The organism is Streptomyces sp. NPDC005955 (assembly GCF_042871255.1).
In the GTDB taxonomy this organism is placed as follows: Bacteria; Actinomycetota; Actinomycetes; order Streptomycetales; family Streptomycetaceae; genus Streptomyces.
In genome coordinates this window covers 190,663-207,350 of record NZ_JBIAIF010000012.1, presented here as the reverse complement: position 1 = coordinate 207,350, position 16,688 = coordinate 190,663, and the positions used below count along the sequence as shown (strand labels likewise).

Annotated in this window: 16 protein-coding genes; 8 read left to right on the top strand and 8 right to left on the bottom strand. The window is 73.3% G+C overall.

Annotation, left to right across the window (positions count from 1 at the left end):
• Positions 1–12 precede the first annotated feature (12 nt).
• The 4 genes from ACFYOU_RS25940 (at position 13) to ACFYOU_RS25925 (ending at position 3,606) form a co-directional block, all read left to right on the top strand.
• Positions 13–786 carry a YitT family protein gene (locus ACFYOU_RS25940; RefSeq protein WP_391308870.1) on the top strand — a complete coding sequence of 258 codons (774 nt, stop codon included), beginning with the start codon at positions 13–15 and terminating at the stop codon, positions 784–786.
• Positions 783–1,550: a glycerophosphodiester phosphodiesterase family protein gene (locus ACFYOU_RS25935; protein WP_391308869.1), complete on the top strand. Its 768-nt coding sequence runs from the start codon at positions 783–785 to the stop codon at positions 1,548–1,550. The genes ACFYOU_RS25940 and ACFYOU_RS25935 overlap by 4 nt, the downstream gene beginning before the upstream one ends.
• Before the next feature lie 58 nt (positions 1,551–1,608).
• Positions 1,609–2,964 (top strand): MFS transporter, encoded by a 1,356-nt coding sequence (locus ACFYOU_RS25930; RefSeq protein WP_391308867.1) that lies wholly within the window; start codon positions 1,609–1,611, stop codon positions 2,962–2,964.
• A 267-nt stretch (positions 2,965–3,231) separates the two neighbouring features.
• Positions 3,232–3,606, top strand: coding sequence for an RNA polymerase-binding protein RbpA (locus ACFYOU_RS25925; protein ID WP_099500427.1), 375 nt, complete (start codon positions 3,232–3,234; stop codon positions 3,604–3,606).
• Positions 3,607–3,728: 122 nt separating this feature from the next.
• Here ACFYOU_RS25925 and fxsA read toward each other — a convergent pair whose 3' ends face one another.
• From fxsA to ACFYOU_RS25905, 4 genes are all read right to left on the bottom strand, one after another.
• On the bottom strand, positions 3,729–4,304 hold the full coding sequence (fxsA, locus tag ACFYOU_RS25920) for an FxsA family membrane protein (protein ID WP_391308865.1): 576 nt from the start codon (positions 4,302–4,304) through the stop codon (positions 3,729–3,731).
• A gap of 94 nt (positions 4,305–4,398) precedes the next feature.
• Positions 4,399–5,262: a glycosyltransferase gene (locus ACFYOU_RS25915; protein WP_391308864.1), complete on the bottom strand. Its 864-nt coding sequence runs from the start codon at positions 5,260–5,262 to the stop codon at positions 4,399–4,401.
• Between the two features lie 548 nt (positions 5,263–5,810).
• The gene (locus ACFYOU_RS25910; RefSeq protein ID WP_391308862.1) at positions 5,811–7,460 is read right to left on the bottom strand and encodes an amidohydrolase family protein; all 1,650 of its coding nucleotides are present in this window, start codon (positions 7,458–7,460) and stop codon (positions 5,811–5,813) included.
• 102 nt (positions 7,461–7,562) lie between these two features.
• On the bottom strand, positions 7,563–8,003 hold the full coding sequence (locus ACFYOU_RS25905; protein WP_385494112.1) for an Lrp/AsnC family transcriptional regulator: 441 nt from the start codon (positions 8,001–8,003) through the stop codon (positions 7,563–7,565).
• A gap of 265 nt (positions 8,004–8,268) precedes the next feature.
• Between ACFYOU_RS25905 and ACFYOU_RS25900 the strand changes: the two genes are divergently transcribed.
• Both ACFYOU_RS25900 and ACFYOU_RS25895 read left to right on the top strand, forming a co-directional pair.
• The gene (locus ACFYOU_RS25900) at positions 8,269–8,703 is read left to right on the top strand and encodes a hypothetical protein (RefSeq protein ID WP_391308860.1); all 435 of its coding nucleotides are present in this window, start codon (positions 8,269–8,271) and stop codon (positions 8,701–8,703) included.
• 435 nt (positions 8,704–9,138) lie between these two features.
• Complete coding sequence (locus ACFYOU_RS25895; RefSeq protein WP_391308858.1) at positions 9,139–9,348, top strand: hypothetical protein; 210 nt, start codon at positions 9,139–9,141, stop codon at positions 9,346–9,348.
• A gap of 22 nt (positions 9,349–9,370) precedes the next feature.
• Here ACFYOU_RS25895 and ACFYOU_RS25890 read toward each other — a convergent pair whose 3' ends face one another.
• Positions 9,371–10,543: an acyl-CoA dehydrogenase family protein gene (locus ACFYOU_RS25890; protein WP_391308856.1), complete on the bottom strand. Its 1,173-nt coding sequence runs from the start codon at positions 10,541–10,543 to the stop codon at positions 9,371–9,373.
• 430 nt (positions 10,544–10,973) lie between these two features.
• Here ACFYOU_RS25890 and ACFYOU_RS25885 point away from each other — a divergent pair, with 430 nt between their 5' ends.
• On the top strand, positions 10,974–12,218 hold the full coding sequence (locus ACFYOU_RS25885; protein ID WP_391308855.1) for a glycosyl hydrolase family 18 protein: 1,245 nt from the start codon (positions 10,974–10,976) through the stop codon (positions 12,216–12,218).
• A 62-nt stretch (positions 12,219–12,280) separates the two neighbouring features.
• On the opposite strand, the gene ACFYOU_RS25880 is transcribed toward ACFYOU_RS25885, so the two are convergent.
• Positions 12,281–12,997 carry a TetR family transcriptional regulator gene (locus ACFYOU_RS25880; protein ID WP_391308854.1) on the bottom strand — a complete coding sequence of 239 codons (717 nt, stop codon included), beginning with the start codon at positions 12,995–12,997 and terminating at the stop codon, positions 12,281–12,283.
• A 149-nt stretch (positions 12,998–13,146) separates the two neighbouring features.
• Positions 13,147–13,293: an SCO1431 family membrane protein gene (locus ACFYOU_RS25875; RefSeq protein WP_389769084.1), complete on the bottom strand. Its 147-nt coding sequence runs from the start codon at positions 13,291–13,293 to the stop codon at positions 13,147–13,149.
• A 320-nt stretch (positions 13,294–13,613) separates the two neighbouring features.
• Between ACFYOU_RS25875 and ACFYOU_RS25870 the strand changes: the two genes are divergently transcribed.
• Positions 13,614–15,119, top strand: a complete 1,506-nt coding sequence (locus ACFYOU_RS25870) for a M1 family aminopeptidase (RefSeq protein WP_391308853.1) — start codon at positions 13,614–13,616, stop codon at positions 15,117–15,119.
• A 37-nt stretch (positions 15,120–15,156) separates the two neighbouring features.
• Here the strand turns inward: ACFYOU_RS25870 and ACFYOU_RS25865 are convergent, their stop codons facing one another.
• Positions 15,157–16,503, bottom strand: a complete 1,347-nt coding sequence (locus tag ACFYOU_RS25865; protein WP_391308851.1) for a C39 family peptidase — start codon at positions 16,501–16,503, stop codon at positions 15,157–15,159.
• Between the last annotated feature and the right edge of the window lie 185 nt (positions 16,504–16,688).

The following is a 16,688-nucleotide window of genomic DNA, read 5'->3' as shown; positions in this document are numbered from 1 at the left end:
TGGAACGAAGCGATGTCCCCGCCACAGAGTGACACGAGCCAGGCCACTACCACCACTCAGGGGCGCCGCGTGTTCGTGTCGACTTCACCTCCCACTCCTCCGTCCGGGACGACCGGCGCCGTGCGGAACGCCCCCGCCCCCGAGGCGGTTCCCCCCGACCCGCTCCCGCGCCGGCTGCTGCGCCTGTACGGCGGGCTCGCGCTGTACGGGGTGAGCTGCGCCCTGCTCGTGGAGGCCGGACTCGGGCTCGAACCGTGGGGGGTGCTGCACCAGGGGCTCGCGGGGCTGACGGGCCTGACCATCGGTGCGGTCACGATCGTCGTGGGCGCGCTGGTGCTGCTGCTGTGGATACCCCTGCGCCAGCGACCGGGGCTCGGCACCGTGTCGAACGTCGTCGTGATCGGCCTGGTGATGGACGCGACCCTGTTCCTGGTGCCGGACGCCCGGGCCCTGGCCGTCCGCGTCCCGCTGATGGTCGCGGCGGTGGCGCTGAACGGCGTGGCCACCGGGCTGTACATCGCCGCGCGCTTCGGCCCCGGCCCGCGCGACGGCCTGATGACGGGGCTGCACCGGCGCACCGGGCGGTCGATCCGACTGGTCCGCACCTGCCTGGAGGTCGCCGTCGTCACCACCGGGTTCCTGCTGGGCGGCACGGTCGGCGCGGGCACGGTCGTGTACGCACTGGCGATCGGTCCGCTGGCCCAGTTCTTCCTGCGGCTCTTCACCGCCCCGGCCGCGTCCCGGGTTCCCGTCGCCGGAGGGGGCCGGGCGATACTGCGCAGGTGACCCCTCAGCCCCACCACCCCTATCTGGACCACCCCGCTCCGCTCGCGTTCGCCCACCGCGGGGGCGCCGCGGACGGCCTGGAGAACACCGTGACCGCCTTCCGGCGGGCCGTGGAGCTGGGGTACCGCTACTTGGAGACCGACGTCCACGCCACCGCCGACGGCGAGCTCGTCGCCTTCCACGACGCGACCCTGGACCGGGTCTCCGACGGCTCCGGGGCGATCACCGCACTGCCCTGGTCCGTGGTGAGCCGGGCGCGGGTGGGCGGCACCGAGCCGGTCCCCCTCTTCGAGGAGTTGTTGACCCGGTTCCCCGAGGCGCGCTGGAACGTCGACGCCAAGTCCGACTCCGCCGTGGTCCCGCTGCTGGAGCTGATACGGCGCACCGGCGCCTGGGACCGGGTCTGCGTGAGCTCGTTCGCGGAGGCCCGGGTGGCGCGGGCGCGACGCCTGGGCGGCCCCCGGCTCGCCACCTCGCTGGGCGTACGGGGCGTCCTGGGGCTGCGGCTGCGCTCGTACGGATTGCCGGCCCCGGTGCGCGGTTCGGCGGTGTGCGTCCAGGTCCCCGAGGTGCAGACGGGGGTACGGGTGGTGGACCGCCGCTTCGTCCGGGCCGCGCACGCCCGCGGACTCCCGGTGCACGTGTGGACGGTGAACGACCCCGCACGCATGCACGCGCTCCTGGACCTGGGCGTGGATGGCATCATGACCGATCACATCGACACCCTGCGGTCGGTCCTCACGGACCGGGGCGCGTGGGTCTGAGCGCACCCCCGCACGGGCCTCCCGCGCCGGGGAGCACGACGGGGAAGCGAGGGGGCCGGTGGGGGCCAGGGCCGTGCGGACGGATCCCGATGACGACGCCGGGCAGCGGCGGCGCGAACAGCACGGGTGGTACTTCTACGACTGGGCCTGCTCGGTGTACTCGACGACGGTCCTCACGGTCTTCCTCGGCCCCTACCTGACCGGCGTCGCCAAGGCGGCGGCCGACGCCGACGGCTACGTGCACCCGCTCGGCGTCCCGGTGCGGGCGGGCTCCTTCTTCGCGTACTCGGTGTCCCTGTCGGTGATCGTCGCGATCGTCGTCATGCCGATCGCGGGGGCCGTCGCCGACCGCACCGGTCGCCGCAAGCCGCTGCTGGCCGCCGCGGCCTACACCGGAGCCTCGGCCACGGCCGGCATGTTCCTGTTGGGCGGCGACCGCTATCTGCTCGGCGGCCTCCTGCTCGTCGTCGCCAATGCCTCGCTCGCGGTGTCGATGGTCCTGTACAACTCGTTCCTGCCGCTGATCGCCCGCCCCGAGGAGCGGGACGCGGTGTCCTCGCGCGGCTGGGCCTTCGGCTACACCTCGGGCGCGCTGGTGCTCGTCGCCAACCTCGTCCTGTTCCTGCGGCACGACGACTTCGGGGTCTCCGAGGGCACCGCGGTGCGGATCTGCCTGGCGTCGGCGGGCGTGTGGTGGGGCGCCTTCACGGTGATCCCGCTGCGCCGTCTGCGTGACCGCCGCACGGAGAAGACGGCGGGCACCGGGGGCGCCGCCGGCGGCTGGCGGCAGTTGGCGGCCACCTTCCGCGAGATGCGCCGGCAGCCGCTGACCCTCGCGTTCCTGCTCGCGTACCTCGTCTACAACGACGGGGTGCAGACCGTGATCTCCCAGGCGTCGCTGTACGGCTCCGAAGAACTGGGGCTCGACCAGTCGACCCTGATCGTGGCGGTCCTGCTGGTCCAGCTCCTCGCGATCGCGGGCGCCCTCGGCATGGGGCGGCTGGCCCGGACCTACGGGGCGCAGCGCACGATCCTCGCCTCGCTGGTCGCCTGGACGCTGATCCTCGGGGCGGGGTACTTCCTCCCGGCCGGGGCGCCCGTCTTCTTCTTCCTGCTGGCCGCCGGGATCGGTCTGGTGCTGGGCGGTACGCAGGCCCTGTCGCGCTCGCTGTTCTCCCACCTGGTGCCGCCGGGCAAGGAGGCGGAGTACTTCTCCGCGTACGAGATGAGCGATCGGGGGATGTCCTGGCTCGGTCCGCTGCTCTTCGGCCTGACGTACCAGGTGACCGGAAGCTATCGGGACGCGATCCTGTCCCTGGTCGCCTTCTTCGTGCTCGGGTTCTTCCTGCTCGCGCGGGTTCCGGTACGCCGGGCGGTGCGCGACGCGGGCAATCCGGTGCCGGAACGGATTTAGCGCATGGGGGCAAAGGGCGGTAGTGTACGCCTTTGGCCTGCCAGGCGTACCGTTACTGCGCGCTAAACCAGCCGAAACGTTGGGTTACATCTCCTATCAGATGTGACAAACCGGGCGCGGGTGGGTACTGCATTGGTCAACAAGGCTGCGGCTACGACGGCGACGCAGGAGCCCGGAACGGGAATCTTTACCGCCGACCGGACGTTGACCGGATGACGACGACAGCGACACCTGTCCTGTGGGCGACAAGCCCGGGAGGCACGATTCATGAGTGAGCGAGCTCTTCGCGGCACGCGCCTCGTGGTGACCAGCTACGAGACGGACCGCGGCATCGACCTGGCCCCGCGCCAGGCCGTGGAGTACGCATGCGAGAAGGGGCATCGATTCGAGATGCCCTTCTCTGTGGAGGCGGAGATCCCGCCGGAGTGGGAGTGCAAGGTCTGCGGGGCCCAAGCACTCCTCGTGGACGGCGAAGGCCCAGAGGAGAAGAAGGCGAAGCCCGCTCGAACGCATTGGGACATGCTGATGGAGCGGCGCACCCGCGAGGAGCTCGAAGAGGTCCTTGAGGAGCGGCTTGCCGTACTCCGCAGCGGCGCGATGAACATCGCCGTTCATCCGCGGGACAGCCGCAAGTCCGCCTGACCCCGTCCGGGGTGCAGGTGGGAAAACAGAACAGCTCGATCGCCTCCGGGCGGGTGCCCCTTCAGGTAGGGCACCCGCCCGCGGCTTTTCCCGTCAAGCGTTTCCCGTCAGGGCTTTCCCTGTCAGGGGGTGAGGGGCGGGCGCGGCCCGTCCTGCTCGGGGGCGGGTTCCCGGTCCCGGATCACCTCGCCCTGGACGACCTTCCCGTCCGGGCGCCGCATCCGGGCCTGCTGGAAGGCGTCCCCGAGGGAACCCGGTGGCGTCGCCGCCATCCGGCGCTCCAGAGCGCGTTCCGTACGCCGCCCGATGAACCCCCGGACCGGGGGGAGCAACAGCAGCAGTCCGACCGCGTCGGAGATCATCCCGGGGACGATCAGGAACAGCCCCGCGAGCATCACGAGACCGCTGCCCTCCCCCGGCCGGGGGCTTTGCGGCAGCACCCCGTCCTGGGCCTGCTGGACGGCCTCGCTGAGGTTCTTGAAGGCGCGCCGACCGGCGGCCTTGATCACGACGCCGCCCAGCACCGCGCCGGCCACGAGCAGCAGCAGGACGGTGAACCCGCCGGCCGCACCGGCGACCAGCGTGAGCAGCCAGATCTCCAGCACGAACCAGGCCACCAGGGCCAGCGGGATGATCCTCCGGAGCTTGCCGGGCCGGGAACGGGAGGGGCGTGGCGGGGTCGGTACACCGGTCGTCATGCATCCAGTGTGCCTGGCCCGGCGTGCGCCCGGCATAAAGCAGGACGGTCAACAATCCTGCGCGGGCCCCGCTCAGGGTCCCGTCCGCCGCGGGTCAGCGGTTCTCGTTGCCCGGGGCCCCGGCGCCGCTGCGTTCCACGGGGGCCGGTTCGGCGCCCTTCGGCGTGGCCGCGGAGCCGTGCGACCTCAACTTGCCGAGGCGTTCCGTGACGCCCCAGGAGGTCACCCGCCACAGGGCCTCGACCAGGATGTCCCGGCTCATCTTGGAATCGCCGTGCACCCGCTCCACGAAGGTGATGGGCACCTCGACGACGTGGAACCCGGCCTTGACGGCGCGGCGTGCCAGATCGACCTGGAAGCAGTAGCCCTGGGAGGCGACCTCGGTCAGGCCGAGCCCTTCGAGGGTCTCCCGGCGGAAGGCGCGGTAGCCCCCGGTCACGTCGCGGAGCGGCACGTCCAGGAGCAGCCGCGAGTACGTGCTGCCGCCGCGGGAGATGAACTCGCGGGACTTGGGCCAGTTCACGACCCGGCCGCCCGGGACCCAGCGGGACCCGAGGACGAGGTCGGCCCCCTTGAGCGCGGTGAGCAGTCGGGGCAGTTCCTCGGGCTGGTGGGAGCCGTCGGCGTCCATCTCGATGATGACGCCGTACCCCTCGGCGAGGCCCCACCGGAAGCCGGCGAGGTAGGCGGCGCCCAGCCCCTCCTTGCCCTTGCGGTGCAGCACGTGGACGTGCTCGTCCGCGGCGGCGAGGCCGTCGGCGAGCCCGCCCGTGCCGTCCGGGCTGTTGTCATCGGCGACGAGGACGTGCGCGTCGGGAACCGATTCCCTGACGCGACCGACGATCGACTCGATGTTCTCGGCCTCGTTGTAGGTCGGGATGATGACCAAGGCCGTACCCAGTGGGCCGAACCGCCGCTCTTCGGCACCGGCCGAGGAGATCGCGTCGCCGTCGTTCACAGGAGCCCCTTCGTGCATGTCGTACGCAGGTGTCCACCATAGTGGGCGCGACCCGTACACCTGTGCCGCAACCGGCACGCAGGGTCGGACTTCGCCCGGCTGTCGCGCCGCGGGGCACGGATCGGGGCCCGGCAGCCCTTCGGTCCGGCCCGGGACCCGCTGGCTGCGGATCGACCGGGTCCGTTGTCTACTGAGCGGCCGGGCCCCATCAGTCCCACGCGGCCCCGGGCTCCTCGGGGAGCCGGGGGGACCCCCGACCGGCGGAACGTTCCCCCGCCCCCGAGGCGCGGGAACTGGGCCTGGCTCCCAGCGGTGGGACACCGGGCACGGTGCCCCACCCCTGACCCAGCGGCGTTCGACGACTGCGCGGACGTTCGCCGGTCGGACGTCCAGTGGTGGACCCGGCCGAACCTACCCGGCGCCGGCGGTTCCCTGTCAATACCTCCGCGACCTGCATCGATCCAGGGAACCCGCAGGTCAGCGCCGAGGACCCGCAGGTCGCGCGGTGCGGCACGGCACCCCCGTCCGGATGCGCGCCACCCCGCCAATCACTCACCCGGCCGTACGTACACCGTCCGTCCGGCGACCACCGTGCGCAGGCACAGGGGCGGCTCGGAGCCCGGAGACAGGTCGGGCAGACCGGGGGTGCCGGAGCGCGGGTCGGTGGACCAGCGGGCCACCCGGTCGTCGGGGGCCTGGACCAACAGCGGCCCGGTGCGCCACACGGCGTAGTCGGCCGTGGCTCCGGGCACCAGCACGCCCCCGTCGTCGCGTCCGGTGGCCCGCCAGCCGCCGCGGGTGTGGGCGGCGAAGGCGGCCCGCACGGACACCCGGTGCTCCGGGGTGCGGTGGTGGGCCGCCGCCCGGACGGTGTTCCAGGGGTCGAGCGGGGTCACGGGGCTGTCGGAGCCGAAGGCCAGGGCGACCCCGGCGCGCAGCAGCGCGGCGAAGGGGTTGAGGGACCGGGCGCGTTCGGCGCCGAGCCGTTCGACGTACATGCCCTCGTCCCCGCCCCACCGGGCGTCGAACGCGGGCTGGACGGAGGCGGTCAGCCCCAGTTCGGCGAAGGCCGCGATCGTTTCGGGGGTGAGCATCTCCGCGTGCTCCACCCGGTGGCGGGCGGCCCGGACACGGGCGAGCCCGACCTTTTCGGCCGCGGCGCGGAAGCCCTCCACGACGGTGCTGACCGCGGCGTCGCCGATCACGTGGAACCCCGCCTGGAGGCCCGCCCCGGTGCAGGCGACGACGTGGGCGGTCACATCGGCGGCGTCGAGGTAGGACACGCCGCGGTGCGGGGCGTCGGCGTACGGCTCGTGCAGACAGGCGGTGTGGGAGCCGAGGGAACCGTCAACGAAGAGGTCGCCGGCGGCGCCCACCACGCCGAGGGAGCGGATCCGTTCGGCGTCCGCGGCGCCCGTGACCCGCTCGCCCCAGTAGCCGATGACGCGGGGCCCGGGCTCCTCGTCGGCCAGCCGGAGCAGCCCGGTCAGGTCGTCCTCGCTGGAGATCTCGGGCCCGCCGCACTCGTGCACCGAGCCGATGCCGAGCGAGGCGGCGTGGCGCAGCGCAGCGCGCTGGGCCGCGGTGCGCTGGGCGGGGGTGACGGCGGCGAACGCGGCGGCGCGCACCGCGTGGTGGGCGTCCCGGGTGAGGGGCTCGTCGGCGGCGTACCCGTCCTTGCCGGTGATGCCGGGGACCAGGTCGAGGAGGGCGGTGCTGACCACGGCCGAGTGGACGTCGACGCGTGAGAGGTAGAGGGGGCGGCCCCCGGTGGCGGCGTCCAGTTCCGCACGGCTCGGGGGGCGGGTGTCCGGCCAGCGCGCGGCGTCCCAGCCGTGGCCGAGGAGCACCCGGTCGTCGGGGCGGGCGCCGGCGTGGGCCCGGACGCGTTCCAGGGCGGCGTCGCGGGTGGCGGCCTCGGTCAGGTCGAGGCCGGTGAGGGCGAGGCCGGTGGAGGTGGTGTGGACGTGGGCGTCGGTGAAGGCGGGGGTGACGAGCGCGCCCTCCAGGTCGACGGTCGTGTCGGCGGTCGCGGCGAAGGCGTCGGCCGCTCCCTCGGACCCCACCCAGGCCACCTGCCCCCGGGACACCACCATTGCGGTGGCGAAGGGGTCGGCGGGTGAGTGGATCTCGCCCCCGCGGAGCAGGACGGTGCTCGGGTCGGGCGCCCGGTCCGGGGTGGTTGTGCGCTGGCTCATGCGACCAGTGTCCTGGCAGGCCCGTCGCGGTGCGGCGCCGGGTCCGTCGTGACACGGTCCGGGCGCGGGGCGGGGCCGCCCAGGATCCGAGCGGTGGCCGGCTCAGATCTTGGGCGGCCTCGCCTCGTAGGGGGTCGACAAAACCACGGTCGTGCGGGTGGACACCCCGGCGAGGCTGCGCAGCCGACTCAGCAGGTGCTCCAGCGCGCGCGGAGTCGCGACCCGCACCTTGAGGATGTAGTTCTCGTCCCCGGCCACGCTGTGGCACGCCTCGATCTCCGGTACGCCGGCCAGGCGTTCGGCGATGTCGTCGGGGGCACTGGGATCGAACGGTTTCACCGAGATGAACGCGGTGAGCGGCAGGCCGACGGCCTCCGGGTCGACGACCGCGGCGTACCCGCGGATCACCCCGCGCTGCTCCAGCCGCCGCACCCGTTGGTGCACCGCGGACGTGGACAGGCCGGTGGCCTTGCCGAGGTCGGTGTAGCTCATCCGCCCGTCCTTGACGAGCAACTCGACGATCTGACGATCCAGCTCCTCCATGGCGGAAACCTACAGCTCTGATGATCGCCAGGGATACCGTAAGGGCGTTCGGCTCCGTTCCGAGACCAATCGGTGACGCGACGGGCCGTTCGGTTGCCCGTTCGGCCGCCGCTCCACCCCCCGTTCCCCCGCTTGTGTGACGAACACCACAACCCGTTGGTGGTGTCCGGACATCCGACGCGATTATCGCCACGGCCGGACGGGAAATGCTTGCTGTGGCCGAAGCCGAGCGCCCGGCCCGCCCATCGAGGGGGAGAGTTCCCACATGCAGAGTCTGAAGCGCCCCGGTCGTCTGTCCCGGCTGAAGCAGCAGCCGGTCGTCGAGCCCGAGCCGGAGGGCGTCGAACCCGGCGACGACGAGTTCGACGCGTACGACACCATCGAGATCTTCCGGGTGATCTGCCCGGACTGCGCCCGGCCCATCGCCCTGCTGGACGACGAGGACGTCCTCCCGGAGCACGCGACGTGCCCCACCCCCTGGAACCCGTTCGGCCTCCAGGTCTGCGCCGGCACGGGGCGCCCCGCCACCGCGGCCCGTCCCGCCGGCGAACAGGAGGCGACCCGGGAGTCCGACGGCGACACCGCCGTGCTGCTGGCACTCCCCCAGGGGCTCAACTGGCGCACCCAGCCGTTCTCCCACGTCGGCGGGCCGGGCTCGCGTCCCATCCGGGTCCCGCAGATGCGGCGCGACGCGGCCTGAGCGCCCCGCGCCGACGCACCCCCACTCCACCCACGCACCGTTCCTCCGGCGTCCCCTGTCCGGGCGCCGGCCCGGCACAGCCGTCCGGGCCCACGGGCGCGACGACCTCTCCCGACGCTGCGGCCTTGCGGACCGCCGGGCCGGGACCGTGTCCCTGACCAGGACCCACCGAGCGGGGCCGTCCGGCGCCCCGCCACCCGGAGCGGTCCGCGGGCGTGACGACGGGTCCCCCTTCCGTGGACACCGTCGTACGCATGCACGACCGTCGTCGGGGGTGACCGCCGCGTTCGGCCGGGCGTTGGCCACGGTATGACCTCGACCCTTCCGAGTTCGGGCAGGATGCGCCGCGTTCTCGTCGCCCCACCTGAAGAATCGATTCCGCGGCCGTTGCTCCCGGCACGTCGCGCCGAACGACCGCTCCCGCAGCGACGCCCGGTGCCCCGGCCGCTGCCGGGGCGTCCCACGGCCGGGGCGCCACCGGCGGTGCCGGACGTCGATCCGCCCATCTACCGGGCGCTGGTGGCCCGGTGGGCCACGGGGGGCCGGGTGCCGCCCGGGTCCCCCGACCCGGAGTGGGAACGGCTCACCGCGCCCCTGGTGCGCCCGGGACAGTTCGGCGGAACGGCCGCGGGGCCGCTGCGCTAGGCGTGCGGGCGGCGCCGCGGGGTCAGGAGGACTCCGGGCCGGCCACGTGACGGGCGATGACCATGCGCTGGATCTGGTTGGTGCCCTCGACGATCTGGAGGACCTTGGCCTCCCGCAGGTAACGCTCCACCGGGAAGTCCGCGGTGTAGCCGTACCCGCCCAGGACCTGCACCGCGTCGGTGGTCACCTTCATCGCCGCGTCGCTGCACAGGAGTTTGGCCATGGCCGCCTCCTTGCCGAACGGGCGGCCCGCGTCCCGCAGCCGGGCCGCCGCGAGGTAGAGCGCACGTCCCGCGGCCACCTGGGTGGCCATGTCGGCCAGCAGGAAGCGCACCCCTTGGAAGTCGGCGACGGGACGGCCGAACTGGCGCCGCTCGACGGCGTACCCGACCGCGGCGTCCAGCGCGGCCTGGGCCACCCCGATCGCGCAGGCGGCGATGCCCAGCCGGCCGGAGTCGAGCGCCGACAGGGCGATGGCGAAGCCCTGGCCCTCCGCGCCGATGCGCCGCGCGTCGGACACCCGGACCCCGTCGAAGTGGAGTTGCGCGGTGGGCGAGCCCTTCATGCCCATCTTCCGCTCGGGGGCGGCGGCGCTCAGCCCGGGGGCGTCACCCGGCACCAGGTACGCCGTGATGCCGCGCGCGCCGGGGCCGCCCGAGCGGGCCAGGACGGTGTAGAAGTCGGCGATCCCGCCGTGGGTGATCCACGCCTTGGTCCCGGTGAGCACCCAGTCGTCGCCGTCCCGGACGGCCCTGGTCCGCAGCGAGGCGGCGTCGGAGCCGGACGCGGGCTCGGACAGGCAGTACGCGCCCAGCAGCCCCTCACCGAGCATCGCGGGCAGGTGTTCGGCCCGTTGCTCCTCCGTGCCGAAACCGGCGAGGGCGTGACAGGCCAGGGTGTGGACGCTGACCCCGAGCCCGACGGTGAGCCGGGCCGCGGCGAGTTCCTCCAGCACCTGGAGGTACACCTCGTACGGCTGGTCCCCGCCGCCGTGGGCCGAGTCGTAGGGCAGGGCGAGCAGTCCGGACCCGGAGAGCAGGGTGAAGAGCTCGCGGGGGAAGCGGCCCGCTTCCTCCTCCTCGGCGGCCGTCGGGGCGATCTCCCGGCGGGCCAGTTCCCGTACGAGCGAGAACAGGTCCCGGGCCTCGTCCGTGGGGGCGATCCGGTCCACGGGTGGTGGGACGTGGTCGGGCATGTGCGGTCCTCCCTGTCGGGCAGTTCGGGGACGCCCGCCCGGGTGCGGCGAACGTCTCCGGCAGATCCGCGGCACGGGTTCCACGCCGGTGGCGCAGCCCCGGTCCCCGGAGTTTCGGCACTGCCCAGCCGATGGTGGCGCTCCGGTTCGCGGAGCGGAACCGACCGGTGGCTGTGGCGCGTCGAGTATGCCCGATCGGAGGCAGTTCGTCACTGGTGCTGATCTTCGAACAGCCTGGTGGAAGTTGGTACGCACCATTGACCCAACTGGTCTAGTCCTCCTACTGTTCCCCCCGAACACCCCACGTGTTCGCGCCCAGCCGGTGCGTACCCGACGCCCCCCAGCGTCCAGGGACCGGCACCCGTACGCCCGACTCGGTACGTCAGCAGCACTTCCCCCCACCCTTCCCTCTCCCCCACGAGGTGAGTCGATGTCACATTCGCACCGTCCCCGTGCCCGTTTCCGGGCGCTCCTGTCCGCCGCCTGTTGCGCCGTCCTCGGCGCGGGCCTGCTCGTCGGAGCCGGCACGGCTGCCGCGGGCGAGGCCGCTTCGGACGCACAGCCCCTGTCGCCGCGGGCCTCCAAGGTCGTCGGATACTTCTCCGAATGGGGCGTGTACGGCCGGAACTACCACATCAACAACATCCAGACCTCCGGTTCCGCCGCGAAGCTGACGCACATCAACTACGGCTTCGGCAACGTCCAGAACGGCCAGTGCGGCATGGGCGACTCGTACGCGGCCCTGGAGAAGACCTACCCGGCCGCCCAGTCCGTGGACGGCGTCGCCGACACCTGGGACCAGCCGCTGCGCGGCAACTTCAACCAGATCAAGGAACTCAAGGCGAAGAACCCGCACATCAAGGTGCTGTGGTCGTTCGGCGGGTGGACCTGGTCCAACGGCTTCGCCCAGGCCGCGAAGAACCCCACCGCCTTCGCCGAGTCCTGCTTCAAGTTGGTCAACGACCCGCGCTGGGCCGGGGTGTTCGACGGCATCGACATCGACTGGGAGTACCCGAACGCCTGTGGCGCCGGGTGCGACACCAGCGGTCGGACCGCGTACACCGACCTGATGCGTGCCGTGCGCGCCAAGTTCGGTTCCCAGCTGGTGACGTCCGCGATCCCGGCCGACGCCTCACCGGGCGGCAAGATCGACGCCGCCGACTACGCGGGCGCCGCGCAGTACGTCGACTGGTACAACCCGATGACGTACGACTTCTTCGGCGCCTGGTCGCGGACCGGCCCCACCGCGCCGCACTCGCCGCTCACCAGCTACCCCGGCATTCCGAAGCCCCACTACTACTCGGACGCCACGATCACCAAGCTGAAGGGCCTCGGCATCCCGTCGTCCAAGCTGCTGCTCGGCGTCGGCTTCTACGGCCGCGGTTGGACCGGCGTCACCCAGTCGACGCCCGGCGGAAGCGCCACCGGCCCGGCCCAGGGCACCTACGAGCAGGGCATCGACGACTACAAGGTGCTCAAGGCCAAGTGCCCGACGACCGGCACGGTCGGTGGCACCGCCTACGCCAAGTGCGGTAACGAGTGGTGGAGTTACGACACCCCCGCCACGCTCGCCACGAAGATGACGTACAAGAACCAGCAGAACCTCGCCGGTACGTTCATCTGGGAGCTGAGCGGTGACACCGCCAACGGTGAGCTGATCAAGGCGCTCAACTAGCCACCGCGGCAACCACGAAGGGGCGGGACCCGGTCGCGGGTCCCGCCCCTTCGTGGTGTCCGTCAGCCGACCCGCGCCCCGGGGACGGGAGGGGCGGGTCCGTCCGTCACGGGGGGCGGCGGGGCCGGACAGGAGGGTTCGAGTTCCTCGATGGTGCGCAGGGTGCTGCCGAGCAGCCGGACCAGCAGTTCGCGGACCTCGTCCCGGGACGGGTCGGCGCGGTCGATCCAGTCGAGGGTGACGCCCTCGACGCTCCACTGCCAGCCGAGGAGCGCCAGCCGGGCCACCCGCGGAATGTCACGACGCCCGTACGCGCCCTCGGCGATGGTGTCGACGATCGCCTCCCGCACCCCGCCGAGCAGGGCGTGCACCTCGGAGTCGAACCCGACGCCGCCGCTGATGATCGTGCGGTAGGCGGCCTGGTTGTGCTCGGCGTAGCGCAGGTAGCCGTCGATGGTCCGTTCGAGCCTGGTGCGTCCCGGGAGGTCGGTGTCGCTGCCGGCGCGGGCGACCAGACCGGCGACGGCGTCCTCGATGATCGCGAGGTAGTAGCCGCGCTTGGAGTCGAAGTAGTAGTAGATCAGGCCCTTCGCGACGTGCGCCTGTCGGGCGATGTCGTCCATCGACAACGCGTCGTAGGACGTGTCGGCGAACAACTTCCGGCCGATCGCGATGAGTTCGGCCCGTCGGGTGAGGGAGCGGTCGCTGCCACGGGTCCGGGGCCGTCCGGTGTCGGCGACGCGTGGACCGCCGGGTCGCTGCTGCTGGCTGGTATCCAAAGGCGGCCTGTGCCTCCCGGCTGGCGACGGAACACTCGGCAGTATGGCAGAACCGGTGTCCACCCCTCGGGGCGCCTTGGCAGGCTCCTCGGCGCCCCTGCGGCGGGGGCACGGATCACCCCGCTACCGGACGCGTGCGGCGCCCGCCCTCAGAAGAGGCCGAGGCGGGTGACCAGGAGCGCGATCACGACGACCAGGGTCCAGCCGAGGACGTGTTCGAGGACGGCGGGGCCGTCGGTCCGGGGGCCGCCCGTGCGGGTGGCGGCGGTGCTGGCCGTGGCGGAGGTCGCGGTCATGGCGTCTCGCTGTCGTCGTGCGGCGTCGTGCGCGGGGGAAGCGCCCGGACGGGTCCCCTTCACTGTGCCATCCACGACCGTCCGTGCGGTAGAGACGTCGGTCACGCCCCCGCGGACAGGCGAGCGGGGGGCGCGCGTGGTGTGTGGGAGGCGCACGGGGCGGGTGACCGGAGTGCGCCGACCGACCGTGCTCCCACGGGCGGGCCCGCCGTGCAACGCCGTCGCCCCGGCACGTGTCTACCGTGCGAGCGGACCGCGCCGCCCGACTGACCTCCGGGCGGCGCCGCTCGTCCGAGGCACCGACCGACGGAGGGTTCCCGGTGACACCGATCGCAGCGCAGCACGCACCCCGGACACGGCGCCGCCCCGGGCGGCCGACCGCCCTCGCCGCCCTGACCGCCCTGGCGACCCTGGCGACCCTGGCCGGCCCGACCTCCCTGGCCACGACGTCCGGCCCCCGGGCCCGGGCCGCCACTCCGGGGGCGCCGGGGGCGGGCGACCCGCTCTTCCCGCTGGACGGCAACGGCGGCTACCGGGTGAGCCACTACCTCGTCGAGCTGGACTGGAAGGCCCCGCGCACCGCGTTCCCGGCCACCGCGACGATCACCGCGCGCACCACCCAGGACCTGTCCCGCTTCCACCTCGACTTCGCGGGCAACACCCTGCGGTCCGTCACCGTCGACGGCTCCCCCGCCCGCACCGAGCGGGACGGCGACGAACTCGTCGTCACCCCGTCGCGTCCGCTCGCCGAGGACAGCGCCTTCACCGTCGTGGTGCGCTACACCGCCGATCCGACGCAGACCCGGCACCGCACCGACGCCATCGAGGACTACGGGTGGATCCCCACCCCGGACGGCACGGTCGTGTACCCGCAGCCAGGCGGCGGCCGGATGCTCTTCCCCGCCGACGACCATCCGAGCCGGCGGGCCCGGCTGACCTTCCGGATCACCACCCCGCCCGGGGTCGAAGCCGTCGCGAACGGGCGGCTGACCGGGCGCACCGAGCAGGCCGACGGGCGGGTCCGCTGGACGTACGACTCCCCGCAGCCGCTCGCCGTGCAACTCGTCCAACTCGCCGTCGGACAGTTCACGTTCGTCGAGGACGAGGGCCCGCGGGGGCTGCCGATCCGGGACGCCGTCCCAGACGCCCTGGTGGAGTCCACCGAGCGCTACCGGTCCTTGACCGCCACCCATCTGGACTGGCTGGAGGAACGGCTCGGCCCCTACCCCTTCGAGCGGTACGGGGTCCTCGTCGGGGACACCGACCTCGGGGTGGCCCTGGAGACCCAGACGCTGTCGCTGGTGCCCAAGGCCGACCTGCTGGGCGACCGGGTCGCCGCGGAACGCACCCTGGTGCACGAGCTGGCCCACCAGTGGTTCGGCAACAGCAACGGCATCCGCACCTGGTCCGACCTCTGGCTCAGCGAGGGGCACGCGCGCTTCTACGAACGGCTCTACTCGCAGGACCACGGCGGCACCGCCCTGGAGACCGCGATGAAGACGGCGTACGCACAACACGACCAGTGGCGCAGGGACTTCGGGGCACCCGCCGAACCGACCGAGCCGAACCTGTTCAAGCGGATGCGCTACGACGGCTCCGCGCTGGTGCTGTACGCACTGCGCCGGCAGGTGGGCGACGCCGCGTTCCGGACGATCGAGCGGGAGTGGGCGCAGCGGTACCGGGGCGAGATCGCCGGGACCCGGGAGTTCATCGCTCTGGCCTCCGAGGTCACGGACGAGGACATGGGGGCGTTCCTGCGGCCGTGGCTGTACGGCGGTCGGACGCCGGCGATGCCGGGACACCCGGACTGGGTGGTCACCCGCTGATCCCACGGGCACCCGCTGATCCCGCACGGGCGCCGGGTCAGCGGATCCCCAGGGCGGCCAGGGCCCGGCGCCGCTGACCGTCGCCCGCCGGGACGAACAGGTAGGCGGCCCCGCCCGCTCCGTCGAGTTCCTTGCCGGTGCTGCCGTACCGCCGGGTGCGCAGCCAGGCGTTCTCCCACTCGCGTCGCCGGTAGACCCGCCGGACCTCGGCGTTCGAGGGGGACGAGGGGTCGTGGGCGATCACCTCGCCCCCGGCGGTGAACCCCACGACGACCATCAGGTGCCCGGGGGTGCCGTACCCCGCGCCGGTCAGTTCCTCGGCCCGGAAGGACAGCGAAGTGATCACCGGGATGCCCGCGGCGATCAGGCCCTCCAGTTCGCCCAGCGAGGTGAGCCGGGTCACCACGGCCGTCATCTGCCGGTAGGAGGCTGCGTAGGCCGCGTTGAAGGACCAGTTCCCGCAGCCCCCGTACGCGTGGTCGTAGGTGGCGCGCGCCGCGTGGCAGACCTGCGGGTCGTCGTAGGCCGGGTCGACCCAGGCGAGGTCGCGGGCCGTCGGGCGGCGCCCCCAGTACTCCAGCACCATCTGGGAGGAGGCCGGCGAACACCACGCCTCGCCCCCGTTGTCGTACTCCGGATAGCGGCCGGCGTGCACGGTCTGCGCGTAGCGGGGAACGCGCAGTTCCCGGTGGACTCCGGGGTGCGCGGGCGGCGCCGGCGCCACGGTGGACCGGTCGGGCAGGTCGCTGACCGTCAACCCGAGGCGCCGCACGAGCGGGCTCCGTCGGCTCCCCGGGGTGCGGTACAGGGTGAGCCTCGCCCGGCAGGCCACCAGCCGGGTGCCGGGGTCGGTGACGGCGAGGGTGTCGGTGCGCACCGCGCTGCGGCCGTCGCCCTGGCCGTCCTTCGAGGTGCGCGTGACGTCCCGGTCGCCGGCGGCCCAGTCGCCCATCAGGTACCACGGGGTCGGGGAGCCGTCGGCGTAGGTGCCGCGCAGTTCCACCCGGAGCCACGTCCCGGGCGGGGTGTGCGCGTTCCAGGAGGGGATCACCTCGCTCGCCGCCACGGCCAGGACCTGCTCGGGGCCGGTCCACACCGCGTGCTCCCAGGTCGTGGACCGGCCCGTGCGGGGGTCGGTGCGCTCGGTGACGCCGGTGGGCGCGTCGATCGCCAGGTGGGGGTGGGCGGCGTCCACGACGCGGGTGCCCCGGGCGGTGCCCCGCGCCCAGTCGGCGCACGAGGTCCAGCCGTGGTGGGCCACGGGCCGTGCGGGGGCTGCGGCCCGGGGCGCCGGTCGGGGATCGGCGGCGGCCGTGGTGGCCGTGACGGCGGCGCAGGCGGCGGTCAGCACCGTACGGCGGGAGGTTCCTTCGGGCGCGGTCATGGAAGAGGGGACCCCCGGTCGCTGCCTGGTGACGTCGGACGGCGGCCCGGTCCGGACCGCCGTCCGACCACTATCGCCCGGGCACCCGGTCCTGACCAGCGACGACGGGGCCGACAGGGCCGACAGGGCCGACAGGGCCGACAGGGCCGACAGGGCCAGCGTGCCCGACCGGAGCAGTGCGGCAC